This is a genomic window from Vannielia sp. SX4 (genome assembly GCF_052828525.1).
The window spans coordinates 3404367-3417179 of the sequence record NZ_CM128247.1; the positions used below are offsets into that span (position 1 = coordinate 3404367).

Sequence of the window (12813 nt, forward strand, 5' to 3'; positions counted from 1 at the left end):
TCAGAAGAGAGATAGCTGTTCAAGTAGTTGCTTTCGAAGGCTCGATCGGGGTCATTTCCTTGGAGTGCCGTTTACAAGATGCCGGGAGAAGGCGCCTCGCAGAAGCAAGCCTTGGTGCAACCGCGGGGAAGATCTGCTTCGTCCCGCACAGCCGACCTTGGCCATTGCCTGGCGACCAAACCCCATCCCCCCTCCCCACCCTGCCCCTCCTCATGCTACCCTCCCCGCAAGGCCCACCGAGCAGGAGGTTCCTCATGAGACGCAGAATGCGCATTTTCGTTGCCGTTATCTTCGCACTGTCAGGCTTCGCGCCCGGCGTGTCCACGGCGCAATCAGGCATTCCCGGCTGGCTTGCGGCCCATGTCGGCACCGGGGAGGGGCAGATTGCGCCTGTGGTGCTGGAGCGGGCGCGGGGGCTGTATCGGGACCGGGTCAGGCGGGGGCAGGTGAAGAACCCCTGTTACATGGCGATGGATGCCACGCGGGCGGGCGGGTCGCGCCGATATTACACCATTTGCGAGGCGCAGAAGGTGTTTCGGGCCGTCTCCTCGGGGCATGGCAACGGGCGCAAGTTGCAGCAGGCGAATTTTGCCAACGGGCGGCAATGCGCGCGGCATTTCAGCAATGCGGAAGGCTCCAAGCTGACGATGGGGGGCGATTACATCACCGCCGAGACGCGGACCTCCTTCAAGGGTTACATCCGGCAGTCGGGCAAGCTGGTGCCGTTTCATCGCACCTTCCTGCTGTTCGACGGCACCGGGGAGACCTCGAACGCCCGCGAGAGGGCGATTGGCGGGCATCAGGCGGTCTTCGTGAAGTGGCAGTGCCGGATGCAGATGCCGCAGAGCCCCTATGCCGACAAGGAAGGCTACGTGCCCGTGGGGCGGCTGGTGGATTACACCGGCGGGCGGAGCAACGGCTGCACCACATGGTCGGGCGAAGCGACGCGGGAGATCCTGCGGCTGACGGAGCGGCGGCCGACGACGCTGTATATCTACCCCGAGGGGAAGGATATCGAAGCGGTGGAGAAGGTGGCACGGGCGGGGGCCTCGGTGCCGGGCAACGGGCTTTATTGGAACAATGCGTGCCTGCGCGAGATCGGGGCGCCGAAGTTCTGGCCGAAGCGGAAGTTGCAGCCGGTGATCAACCGCTGGCGGCGGTCGCTGCCGAAATCGGAGCCTCGGGAGTTGCCGATCTGCGGATAGGGGCGCGGGGCGGGCTGGCCCGGCGGTGAGCCTTTGGCGGATGCGTGCTGGCCGGTGCCGCGCTGCGGGTGATTGCATCCGGCGGGGCATGGGCTACACGCGGCGCGATGGCGCCTTATTTGACCCTCTTCCTCGCCGCCTTCGTTGCGGCCACGCTGCTGCCCGCGCAGTCGGAGGCGGTGCTGGTCTTTCTGCTCAGCGATCCGGCGCTCTCTGCCACTCTGCTGGTGGCCACGGCGACCTTGGGCAACGTGCTGGGATCGGTGGTCAACTGGTACTGCGGGCGGGTGTTGCGCCGGTTCCGGGGGCGGCGGTGGTTTCCGGTCTCGGAGCGGGGGCTGGCGCGGGCGGAGGCGCAGTATCATCGGTGGGGACGCTGGAGCCTTCTGGCCAGTTGGGTGCCGTTCATCGGTGACCCGTTGACGGTGATGGCGGGCCTGCTGCGGGAGCCGCTCTGGAGCTTTGTGCTGATCGTCACCCTCGCCAAGGGCGGGCGCTATGTGGCGGTGATGGCCGTGGCCCGCGCCTGGCTCTGAGCTGCGCCGGTTTCGGGGATTGCCGCGGCGGGCGGGGCGAAATATGACTCCGTCATGCAACAGGCGGACAGGCCCCTTTTAGGTATCACGCTCATGCTGGGGTTCTGCCTTCTGGCGCCCCTCGGTGACAGCGTGGCCAAGCTGCTCGGCGGGCATGTTCCGCTGAGCCAGCTGGTGTTCTTTCGGTTCGCCATTCAGGCACTGATTCTGGTGCCGATCGTGCTGCTTGCGGGCGGAACGCTGCGGATGAGCCGGCGGGCGCTGGGGTTCACCGCGCTGCGCACGGTGCTGCATATCGTCGGGATCGGATCGATGTTTCTCAGCCTGCGGTTTTTGCCGCTCGCGGATGCCGTGGCCATCGCCTTCGTGATGCCCTTCATCATGCTGCTGCTGGGCTGGTTCTTTTTGGGCGAGGAGGTCGGCACGCGGCGATTGACGGCCTGCGCGGTGGGGTTCCTCGGCACCTGTATGGTGATCCAGCCCTCCTTCATGGCGGTCGGCTGGGCGGCGCTGCTGCCGGTGCTGGTGGCTGTGAACTTCGCATTCTTCATGCTGGTCACGCGGATCATGCGGGCCGATGTGGACCCGGTGGCCATGCAGTCGATGAGCGGGCTGATGGGCACGGCGCTGCTGGCCCCGCTGCTGCTTATCGCCGATGGCAGCTGGTGGGCGGAGTTCGACGTGGTCTCCCCTGACCGGCCTACATGGATGCTGATCGCCGCGATGGGCTGCATCGGCACGATGGCGCACCTGCTGATGACATGGAGCCTGCGCCATGCCCCCACCGCCACGCTGGCGCCAATGCAATACCTCGAGATCCCCTTCTCCACCCTGATCGGCTGGCTGGTGTTCAAGGAGTTCCCCAACGGGTTGGCGCTCGCCGGGATCGGGGTGACGATTGGCGCGGGACTTTACATCATCTGGCGGGAGCAGCGGGCCGGGCGGCAAAGCCTGCCAGCAGAGCGCCCAGCGCCTCCGGCGGCGTGATCACCACCATCCCCGGCTGATCGAAGCGCAGCCGCACCGGGCCGGTTACGCGGTTGGAGGTGCCGATGCGGGTGGAGGGGCTAAAGGAGAGCCCGTCGATCGGCCATTCGAGCCCTTCTGAGTGGCCGGTCACCGAAGCCAGCGGGTAGAGGGACAGGCGGCTGCCGGGCGGCAGATCGAGCGCCAGATCGGGCGGGGCGGCAAAGGCGATGTCATCGGCCCCGAGCAGGAGGCAGGGCTGGTGGACATGGGTCACCAGCGCGGTCAGCGCGGCGAGTTGATGATCGAGCCGGCGGCCCAGAAACCCGACCGCAAGAAGCAGCGGCGCACGGACCCGCTGGAGCACTTTTTCGAAGTCGGTACTGTCTTGCTCGGCGACGTGGTGGAGCACCTCGGGAGGGAGCGAAGCTTTCGTTACGTCACTCAGGCTGTCGAAGTCGCCGATCACCGCTTCGGGCATTAACCCTTTTTCGAGCGCCACATCGGCCCCGCCATCGGCTGCCACGAGCCGTGGTGCGCGGTTTAAGGCATCTTTAAGGCGGGCGGCGTTAACCTCACCACCACCCAATAGGGTAATAATATCTGGTGAATCGATGAGGATCGGAGCCATGCCGAGGGTATGCCCGGTTTACCCTGAGGTCACAATGAAGCCCAAATATGATACCCGAAATTTCCCCACTCTGTTGCTTCTCTCGAACCAATACGTGGTAAACAGACCCCGCTGGGCTATGAGAAAGCGAGCAGAACAATGATGGGATCGAGCAAGATTCTGACGGTGTCGTACGGCACCTTCTCGTGCACCCTGGAAGGCTTCGAGGATTCCTTCGGCACGATGAAGGCGATTGCGGAGTATTTCCGTGATCTCGCTGCGGACGATCGGTACTTTGGGGCCGAGCCGCCGACGCCGGATGCCGACATGCTCCAGCGGATCGCCGAGAAAGAGATTCAGCGGCGGGTGGAGGCGAAGATCTCCGAGAGCGGCATTCTGCTGCGCGCCGCCGAAGGGGTTGGCGTTGCGGCGCCGGCTGTGGCGGCTACCGCTGCGCCCGAAGTGAAGGCCCCGTCTGAGGAGCCGGTTGAGGCGGCTGCACAGGCGCCCGCGCAGGCCACCGTGGCCGACGCGCCCGCTGCCCGGCCCGAGCCTGAGGTCGAGGCCCCTGCCCCGGTTGCTGCCGCGCCTGCCGCGGCCCAGAGCGCCCCGGAAGACGATTACGCCGATCTTGCCCCTGCTGCCCCGGCCCAGGGCGACAGCGTGGCCGCCAAGCTGGCCCGTATCCGCGCCGTGGTGAACCGCAGCCGCCCGGAAGAGGCCGAGGCTGCCGTGGTGGAAGACGAGGTGGAAGAGGCCGAAGTACAGCCGCTCGCCGCATTCGATGCGGTCGAGGACGAGGCTGCGGCTGACGACGTGGCCGAAGCGGAGGCTGTTGAGGCTGACGTTGAGGACGTTGCCGAGGCGGAGACCGCCGAGGTTGAGGCCGCCGAGGAGGATGCGCCTGAGGCCGAGGTGGCCGAGGATGCGCCGGTTGAAGAGGTTGCGGCTGAGGAAGAAGCTGCGGTCGAGCACGTGGCCGAAGAGGAGGCCGCTGCCGAAGAAGAGACCGCCGAAGAAGAAGCCGTGACCGAAGAGGCCGAGGCCGAGACGCCGGTGATGGCGGAAGAGGTCGAAGCGGCGGCGGATGAAGCCGAAGCGGAAGCTGTGGCCGAAGCGGAAGAGGTCGCCGAGGCGATTGCCGCAGTCGAGGCGCTGACCGAGACCCCGGAAGTGGAAAAGACTGCCGAGGTGGAAGAGCCCGAGGCAGAGCCCGAAGCTGAGGCTGTGCCGGAGAGCGAAGAGGTTGCCGAGGCGATTGCTGCCGTGGAGGCGCTGACCGAGGCGCCTGAGGCCGAAGAGTCCGAAGAGGCCGCGGCGATGGACGCGCCTGAGGCCGATGCGCCGGAGATGGCGGAGGCTGACGACGAAACCGCGGTGGAAGACGCCGAAGCCGAGGAAGCCGTTGCCGAGGAGCAGGCCTCTGAGGCGGAAGAGACGGTGGCCGAAGAGGTTGAGGCTGAGGCGGCTGAAGAGGTTGCTGCGGAGGTGGCTTCCGAGCCGGAAGCGGCTGTGGCGGAAGAGGGCGCGCAGGCCGATGAGGCGGTTGTTGCTGAGGACGAGGCTGTTGAAGCTGAGGCTTCTGAGGCTGTGTCGGAAGAGGCTGCTGAAGTCGAAGCTGCTGCCGACGAGGCGCAGATGGCCGAAGAGACCGAAGCGTCGGGCGACTCCGATGAGAGCGATATCGAAGCCGTGATGGCGTCGCTCGAGGACGACAGCGAAGAGGTGGCCGAGACGGAGGTCGAGGAGACCGAAGCTGCTGCGGACACCAGCGCCGAGGAAACCGCCGAGGCGGAGCCTGAAGAGGCCGCTGCCGAGGAAGAGGTCGACATGGCCGATGTGATCGGTGCGCTCTCGGACGAGGATTACGGCTTTGGCCCGCTCACCAGCGAGGGCGACAGTGAAGCGCCCTTCGTGCTGGAGGACGACAGTGCCGAGGCGGCTGCAGACGAGCCGGAAGAGATGGTGGCGGAGGCCCCCGAGGAGGAAGCCGCGCCGCGCCGGACCCGCGTGATCAAGGTGAAGCGCTCCGCCATGGCCTCGGCCCTGGCCGCCATCGGCCTGCGCCGCAGCGAGGAGACCGCGACCGAGGAAGTGGAAGAGGACGTGGCCGAGGCCGCCGACGCGTCGGCCGATGCGGGCGATGACGCGCCGAGCAGCCTGTCTGCCGAAGCCGAGGCCGACCTTCTGGCCGAGCTGGCCGCTGTGGAGCAGGAGCTGGCTGCGAGCGAGACGGGCGAAGAGGCCCGCACCGATGCCGCTGAGGATCTGCGCGGTGCGCTGGCCGATGAACCGGGCCTTGCGCAGGGGTTCGCCTCTGTCGGTTCGACTTCGCCGGAAGAGATCGCCGAGGAGGATGCCTCGGAAGAGGACGAGCTCGCCCCCGAGGCGCTGGAAGCGCTGGCCTCCGAGGTGATTGACCTCGAAGAGCCCGAGGTGGCTGTGTCTGACGCCGAAGAGACGGCGGAAGACGACAGCAGCGACATGGTCGACACGCTCTCTGCCTTCCTTGCCGAAGACGATACCGAAGAGGACGAAGTGGCCGAGGAGGCTGCCGAGGTCGAGGCGGTGGCTGAAGAGGCCGTCGAAGAGGTCGCTGAGCCCGAAGTTGAGGAGGCCGCAGAAGAGGTCGCCGAGACAGAGGTGGACGAGATCGAACTGGTGGTGTCCGAGACCGAGGCCGACGAGACCTTCGAGGACGACGATGCTCCGATGGCGGTTGAAGGGCTGGTTGCCCAGATGGCCGCAGAGGCCCAGAACGAGGCCCGCTACGAGGCTGCCCGCGTTCGTCGCGACCGGATCGTTGAGACCGAGCAGGCCGACGACCGGGTCGAGCGGCTGATGACCGAGACCGAGGGCAAGCTGCGCGGCCCGGAGATGGAGCGCCGCCGCTCGGCGATTGCCCACCTCAAGGCCGCCGTGGCCGCAACGAAAGCCGAGGGCGAGAGCCTGCTGGGCGACGACGACGAGGCCCGCGCCTACCGCGACGACCTCGCCTCGGTGGTGCGGCCTGTGCCCGCTGTCGATGAGGACGACGCCGAGGACATGGGGGCCGAGGAGGCCAGCGCCGAGGCCGGGATCGCAGCGGTGGCAGACGAGGTCGAAGACCGCGTGGCCGAAGAGACCGCAGGCGACGACACCGGCGGCCAGCCCGCCCGTCCGCGCCGCCCGATCCTGCGCAAGACCACCACGCGCCGCCCGCAGACCGCCACGCCGCTGGTGCTGGTGACCGGCCAGCGCGTGGATGACGCCGAGGCCCACGGTGGCGCCGAGGGCGAGGCCGAGAGCGCCCGCCGCGAGACCACCCCGGTGCGCCCGCGCCGGGTGACCGACCGCACCCTCGACGCCGATGCGGAGGCGCCGGAAGGGGCCGAGGGCATGGTGAAGAGCGACGCCGAGGCGACCGGCATCTTTGCCGACTGCAAGAGCTTCGAGGAGTTCTCGGAGAAGATGGGTGCGCGCGGTCTGGAAGACCTGCTGGAATGCGCCGCGGCCTACAGCTCCTACGTGGAGGGGCGCACCCACTTCTCGCACCCGCAGATCATGCGGCAGGTGGCGCAGCTGGGCAACGTGGAGAGCTTTACCCGCGAAGACAGCCTGCGCTCCTTCGGCCAGCTGTTGCGCCAGGGCAAGATCCGCAAGTTGAGCCGGGGGCAGTTCACCCTTTCTCAAACTTCTCGCTATACGCAGGAGCAGCGCCGGGCGATGCTCTGAGCCGCCGGGCGCAGGTCTGGTGATCAGTACGGACGGGGCGGCCAGATCGGCGCGCCCCGTCTTGTTTTGTCAGGGGTGAGGATTGCGGGCTGCCGGGTTTGGGGCGGGCCGGGGCGGCTGGGAGACAAGGCAAAGCATGGCGGGCGCCCGGGAGGGCGCTCGTTTTTGTAGGTACAGGGTGTAGGGGCGCGGCTGGCGAGCCAGCGCGAGCAATCAGGCGTCGGGGTCGTCCTTGCCGACGCCGTAGAACACCTTGCGCACCGGGATCGTCCAGGCCACGCCGAGCACGATGAAGACCAGCAGCTCGACCAGCACGGGCAGGTCGGGCAGCAGGCTGGTGATCCACCAGGCGAAGGCGATGTAGAGCGGGAGCCCGACCAGCAGGATCACCAGCGACCAGCGGCGGCGTGCCTTGTAGCTGAGTGCCATCGCCCTGCCCTCCTCAGTCCGAGAACGGATCGGTGACGAGGATGGTATCCTCGCGCTCGGGCGAGGTGGAGAGCAGCGCCACGGGACATTCGATCAGCTCTTCGACGCGCTTGACGTATTTGATCGCGCCGGCGGGCAGGTCGTTCCACGAGCGGGCGCCCTCGGTCGATTCCGACCAGCCGGGCATCTCCTCATAGATCGGCTTGCAGCGGGCCTGCTCATCGGCGGCGGTGGGCAGGTAATCCAGCCGCTTGCCATCCAGCTCGTAGCCAACGCAGATTTTCAGCGTGTCGAAGCCATCGAGCACGTCGAGCTTGGTCAGGCAGATGCCGTTGATCCCCGAGATCGCGCAGGTCTGGCGCACCAGCGCGGCATCGAACCAGCCGCAGCGGCGCTTGCGCCCGGTGGTGGTGCCGAATTCGTGGCCGCGCTCTCCGAGGCGCTGGCCGTCTTCGTCATGCAGCTCGGTCGGGAAGGGGCCCTCGCCGACGCGGGTGGTGTAGGCCTTCACGATGCCGAGCACGTAGTTGACCGCGCCGGGCCCCATGCCGACCCCGGTGGCCGCCTGACCGGCGATCACGTTGGAGGAGGTCACGAAGGGGTAGGTGCCGAAGTCGATATCGAGCAGCGCGCCTTGGGCGCCTTCAAAGAGGATGCGTTTGCCCGCCTTGCGCTTTTCGTTCAGCACCTTCCAGACCGGGGCGGCGAACTGCAGGATCTTGGGCGCGATTTCCTTGAGCTGGGCGATCAGCGCATCGCGGTCGATGGCCTCGAGCCCGAGCCCGGAGCGCAGCGCGTTGTGGTGGACCAGCGCGCGGTCTACCCGGAGCTCCAGCGTGGCCGCGTCGGCGAGGTCGGCCACACGGATGACCCGGCGGCCCACCTTGTCTTCGTAGGCCGGACCGATGCCGCGGCCGGTGGTGCCGATCTTGGCGACGGAGTTCTGGCTTTCACGCGCGCGGTCCAGCTCACCGTGGAACGGCAGGATGAGCGGGGTGTTCTCGGCGATCATCAGGGTCTCGGGGGTGATCTCGACACCTTGGCCCCGGATCGTCTCGATCTCTTTGATCAGGTGCCACGGGTCCAGCACGACGCCGTTGCCGATGACCGAGAGCTTGCCCGAGCGGACCACGCCGGAGGGCAGCGCGTGCAGCTTGAACACCTCGCCGTCGATCACCAGCGTGTGGCCTGCGTTGTGCCCGCCCTGGAAGCGGCAGATCACATCGGCCCGCTCCGAGAGCCAGTCGACGATCTTGCCTTTTCCCTCGTCACCCCACTGGGCGCCGACGACGACAACATTGGCCATGATGAATCTCCTGCATGGAAAGCCCGCGCCCGTATATCGGGGCGGGCGGTGCGGTGAAACCTCAATCTTCGGCGCAGGCGGCGGCGAGGGAGGAAAGGTCGTGCCAGCCGTAGGCGACCTCGTCGAAGCTCTCGTGCTGGACGGGCACGGTTTGCTCTTCGAGATACGCCCCGCCGAGGCGTTCGTAGAAGTGGCGGGCGCGGGTGTTGGCGCTCATGACCCAGAGGGTTGCGGGGGCGAGCCCTGCCGCGTTCAGCAGGTGCGCCCCGGCGGCGAGGAGCGCGCGGCCCCTGCCCTGCCTCTGCGCGCCGGGGTGGATATAGAGGATTTGGATCTCGCCCGGCCATTGGGGCAGAAAGCGCGCGGTGCGCTGGGGGCCGATGCGGATGAAGCCCTCGACCTCGCCCGCTGCGCCCGCCGTGCAGAGCAGGGTGCGGCAGCGGCTGGTCGGGGCCTCCTCTTCGGTCAGCAGGCGCGACCAGATCTCCTGCTTACGCTCCAGCGTGGTGGCGGCGAGCATCGTATCGGGCACCATGCCGGGGTATGTGGCGTGCCATGCGGCGACCTGCACCCGCGCCAGCGCGCGGGCATCTTTGAAACAGGCAGGGCGGATCGTGATGGGCATGGCGGCGGCAGGGGTTGCGGCATGAGGCCTGACGGATTAGATAGCCCGCCGAAACCTCGCGGGAAAGCTCAATGGAAAACGTCCTCCTCATCGTCCACCTGATTCTGGCGCTCTGCCTGATCGGCGTGGTGCTGCTTCAGCGGTCCGAGGGGGGCATGGGCTCCATGGGCGGCGGCGGTGGCGGCGGCGGTGTGATGACCGGGCGTGCGGCGGCGACCGCGATGGCCAAGCTGACGTGGATCTTTGCGATTGCCTTCATCTGCACCTCGATCGCGCTGACCATTCTGGCCGCGGCCGATGCCGGATCGTCCTCTGTGGTTGACCGGATCACCGACACCGGCGGCGACGATGCCCCGGCGGGCGACGGTGCCCTGCCCGCGGGCGAAGACCTGCTTCCGCCTTCGGCGGATGGCGATGCGCCTCTGGTGCCGCAAGCCGCCGACTAAGGCCAAAGGGCGCCCCGCGCGCCCACCCCAAGCGCCCGAACGCCGGCCCCGCCCGGCGGCGGGCTGACCACCTCCGACAAGACCCACAACCCGTTGGGGCGACCCGACGAAACCCAACATCATGTTGCGGCAGGCATGGACTTTGCCGCGCGAATCTTCTATATCTCAAATCCCGTGATGCAGCGTGGTTTGAGGCCGCGCAGCGGCGCATTTCAAGGCGAATACACGGGAGCTCCACACCACATGGCACGTTTCATCTTCATCACCGGCGGTGTGGTCTCTTCTCTCGGGAAAGGTCTCGCCTCGGCGGCCATGGGGGCGCTGCTGCAGGCGCGGGGCTATTCGGTGCGGCTGCGCAAGCTGGACCCTTACCTGAACGTCGATCCCGGCACGATGAGCCCGTTTGAGCATGGCGAGGTGTTCGTGACCGATGATGGTGCGGAGACTGACCTCGACCTTGGCCATTACGAGCGATTCACGGGTGTTGCGGCGCGGCAGACGGATTCGGTGAGTTCGGGGCGGATTTACTCCAACGTGCTGGAGAAGGAGCGCCGGGGCGACTACCTCGGCAAGACCATCCAGGTCATTCCGCACGTCACCAACGAGATCAAGGATTTCATCTCGATCGGTGAGGATGAGGTGGACTTCATGCTCTGCGAGATCGGCGGCACGGTGGGCGACATCGAGGGCTTGCCGTTCTTCGAGGCGATCCGGCAGTTCGCGCAGGACAAGCCGCGCGGGCAGTGCATCTTCATGCATCTGACGCTGCTGCCCTTCATCAAGGCCAGCGGTGAGCTGAAGACCAAGCCGACTCAGCACTCGGTCAAGGAGCTGCGGAGCATCGGGCTGGCGCCGGATATTCTGGTGTGCCGTGGCGAAGGGGCCATTCCGCAGAAGGAGCGGGAGAAGCTGGCGCTGTTCTGCAACGTGCGGCCCGACAGCGTGATCGCGGCGCCGGACCTCAAGAGCATTTACGAGGCGCCGCTGGCCTATCACCGCGAGGGGCTGGATCAGGCGGTGCTGGATGCCTTCCAGATCTCCCCTGCCCCGCGCCCCAACCTGAGCCGTTGGGAGGATGTGTATGACCGCATCCACAAGACCGACGGCGAGGTGAAGGTGGCGATCGTCGGCAAATACACCCAGCTCGAGGATGCCTATAAATCCATCGCCGAGGCGCTGACCCACGGTGGGATGGCGAACCGGGTGAAGGTGAAGATCGAGTGGGTCGATGCCGAGCTGTTCGATCGCGAGGACGCCGCGCCGCATCTGGAGGGGTTCCACGCGATCCTCGTGCCGGGCGGTTTTGGCGAGCGCGGGACGGAAGGCAAGATCAAGGCGGCGCAGTTCGCTCGGGAGCGGAAGGTGCCCTACCTCGGCATTTGCCTTGGCATGCAGATGGCGGTGATCGAGGCCGCGCGGAACCTTGCGGGCGTCGAGAAGGCGGGCAGCGAGGAGTTTGACCACGAGGCCGGGAAGAAACGCTTCGAGCCGGTTGTCTATCACCTCAAGGAGTGGGTGCAGGGCAACGAGAAGGTGAAGCGCAAGAAGACCGATGCCAAGGGCGGCACGATGCGGCTGGGCGCCTATGACGCGGTGCTGAAGGGCGGCTCGAAGGTGGCCGAGATTTACGGCAGCACCGCGATCGACGAGCGCCACCGCCACCGCTACGAGGTGGATATTGCCTACAAGGACAAGCTCGAGGAGAGCGGGCTGGCGTTTTCGGGGATGAGCCCAGATGGCCGGTTGCCCGAGATCGTCGAGGTGAAGGACCATCCGTGGTTCATCGGGGTGCAGTTTCACCCCGAGCTGAAGTCGAAGCCCTTTGCGCCGCATCCGCTGTTTGCCGATTTCGTGCGCGCGGCGGTGGAGAATTCGCGGCTGGTCTGAGGAAAGAGCAAAGAGCCGGGGCACGCCCGGCCAAGCGACGAGGGAGGCGCCCATGTTCACCGAGTTCCTGCACAGGCTGACAGGCACGGCGAAGGCTGCTGACAAGGTGCTGCCGGAGCTCGACTCGCGGCTGGCGCTGGCGGCGCTGCTGGTGCGGATGGCCAAGAGCGACCACACCTATCTGGCGAGCGAGATCGGGCGGATCGACAAGTTCCTTTCACAGCGGTTCGGGCTGAACCCGGTTGAGGCGGCCAAGCTGCGGGCGACGGCGGAGAAGCTGGAGCATCAGGCGCCGGAGACCGAAGTGTTCACCGCGCTCATTCGCGATGCGGTGAGCTACAACGAGCGGGTCGAAGTGCTGGATGCGCTCTGGCAGGTGGTGATGGCCGATGGCGAGGAAAAGCCGGAGGAGGCCGAGATGATCGGCTTTGCCGCCGGGGCGCTGGGGGTGGCCGAGGCGGATGCCGCGGCGCTCGAGGCGCGATACATGCCCTGAGGGGCGCCGCTCGCCTGCCTTTCGCGGCGTCCTCTTGGGGGCGGCTGGGTTTGGCGACATCCGAAACCGGCAAAGACACGGGCGTTCACTTGCATGCGCCCGCCCCGAGGAGCGGCTTGCAGCGCGGGCGGGGGCGGCTATATCTCACCGCATGTTTGCAGATCTGATCAAGCGCCTGACCGGCGAGACCGATACCCAGCCCAGCGATGTGGACCCGAGGGTGGCCTTTCCGGCGCTTCTGGTGCGGGTCGCGCGGGCCGATGGCGAATATGCCGAGGTGGAGCGCGACATGATCCGCGGCATCACCCAGCACTGGATCGGCGGCTCGCCCTTTGAGGCGGCGGAGGTGCTGCGGCAGGCCGAAGAGCTGGAGGCCGGGGCCTCGGACACGGTGCGCTTCACCCGTGCGATCAAGGACAGCACGGCGCTGGAGCAGCGGCGCGGGGTGATCGGGGAGATCTGGCGCGTGGTGCTGGCCGATGGGCGGCGCGACGAGGAAGAAGATGCGCTGATGCGGCTCATCGCCAACCTGCTGGGCGTGAATGATCGCGACAGCAACATGGCCCGCAAGGCCGTGGAGGATAAGCGCTGAG

Annotated in this window: 12 protein-coding genes; 8 read left to right on the plus strand and 4 right to left on the minus strand. The window is 67.1% G+C overall.

What is annotated here, in order from left to right; all coding sequences use genetic code 11:
• The first annotated feature begins 266 nt into the window (after positions 1 to 266).
• The 3 genes from ACUXVX_RS16815 (at position 267) to ACUXVX_RS16825 (ending at position 2728) form a co-directional block, all read left to right on the plus strand.
• The gene (locus tag ACUXVX_RS16815; protein ID WP_446309189.1) at positions 267 to 1205 is read left to right on the plus strand and encodes a hypothetical protein; all 939 of its coding nucleotides are present in this window, start codon (positions 267 to 269) and stop codon (positions 1203 to 1205) included.
• 107 nt (positions 1206 to 1312) lie between these two features.
• On the plus strand, positions 1313 to 1741 hold the full coding sequence (locus ACUXVX_RS16820) for a YqaA family protein (protein ID WP_446309190.1): 429 nt from the start codon (positions 1313 to 1315) through the stop codon (positions 1739 to 1741).
• Between the two features lie 54 nt (positions 1742 to 1795).
• Positions 1796 to 2728: a DMT family transporter gene (locus tag ACUXVX_RS16825; protein WP_446309191.1), complete on the plus strand. Its 933-nt coding sequence runs from the start codon at positions 1796 to 1798 to the stop codon at positions 2726 to 2728.
• Here the strand turns inward: ACUXVX_RS16825 and ACUXVX_RS16830 are convergent.
• Entirely contained in the window at positions 2658 to 3338 is a 681-nt protein-coding gene (locus ACUXVX_RS16830; RefSeq protein ID WP_446309192.1) for a thiamine diphosphokinase, read from the minus strand. The genes ACUXVX_RS16825 and ACUXVX_RS16830 overlap by 71 nt on opposite strands.
• Before the next feature lie 141 nt (positions 3339 to 3479).
• On the opposite strand from ACUXVX_RS16830, the gene ACUXVX_RS16835 reads away from it, so the two are divergent.
• Positions 3480 to 7031 (plus strand): hypothetical protein, encoded by a 3552-nt coding sequence (locus tag ACUXVX_RS16835; protein WP_446309193.1) that lies wholly within the window; start codon positions 3480 to 3482, stop codon positions 7029 to 7031.
• A gap of 213 nt (positions 7032 to 7244) precedes the next feature.
• Here the strand turns inward: ACUXVX_RS16835 and ACUXVX_RS16840 are convergent, their stop codons facing one another.
• The 3 genes from ACUXVX_RS16840 to ACUXVX_RS16850 form a co-directional block, all read right to left on the minus strand.
• Positions 7245 to 7460, minus strand: coding sequence for a DUF2842 domain-containing protein (locus ACUXVX_RS16840; RefSeq protein ID WP_213544256.1), 216 nt, complete (start codon positions 7458 to 7460; stop codon positions 7245 to 7247).
• Between the two features lie 13 nt (positions 7461 to 7473).
• Positions 7474 to 8766, minus strand: coding sequence for an adenylosuccinate synthase (locus ACUXVX_RS16845; RefSeq protein WP_446309194.1), 1293 nt, complete (start codon positions 8764 to 8766; stop codon positions 7474 to 7476).
• 61 nt (positions 8767 to 8827) lie between these two features.
• A complete protein-coding gene (locus ACUXVX_RS16850) occupies positions 8828 to 9391 on the minus strand; it encodes an N-acetyltransferase family protein (protein WP_446309195.1) in 564 nt (187 codons plus the stop codon).
• A 71-nt stretch (positions 9392 to 9462) separates the two neighbouring features.
• Here ACUXVX_RS16850 and secG point away from each other — a divergent pair, with 71 nt between their 5' ends.
• From secG to ACUXVX_RS16870, 4 genes are all read left to right on the plus strand, one after another.
• Positions 9463 to 9837: a preprotein translocase subunit SecG gene (secG, locus tag ACUXVX_RS16855; protein WP_222468475.1), complete on the plus strand. Its 375-nt coding sequence runs from the start codon at positions 9463 to 9465 to the stop codon at positions 9835 to 9837.
• A gap of 243 nt (positions 9838 to 10080) precedes the next feature.
• Entirely contained in the window at positions 10081 to 11724 is a 1644-nt protein-coding gene (locus tag ACUXVX_RS16860) for a CTP synthase (protein WP_222468474.1), read from the plus strand.
• Between the two features lie 52 nt (positions 11725 to 11776).
• Positions 11777 to 12220 carry a tellurite resistance TerB family protein gene (locus ACUXVX_RS16865; protein ID WP_222468473.1) on the plus strand — a complete coding sequence of 148 codons (444 nt, stop codon included), beginning with the start codon at positions 11777 to 11779 and terminating at the stop codon, positions 12218 to 12220.
• Positions 12221 to 12371: 151 nt separating this feature from the next.
• Positions 12372 to 12812 (plus strand): tellurite resistance TerB family protein, encoded by a 441-nt coding sequence (locus ACUXVX_RS16870; protein WP_446309196.1) that lies wholly within the window; start codon positions 12372 to 12374, stop codon positions 12810 to 12812.
• The last annotated feature ends 1 nt before the right edge of the window (position 12813 follow it).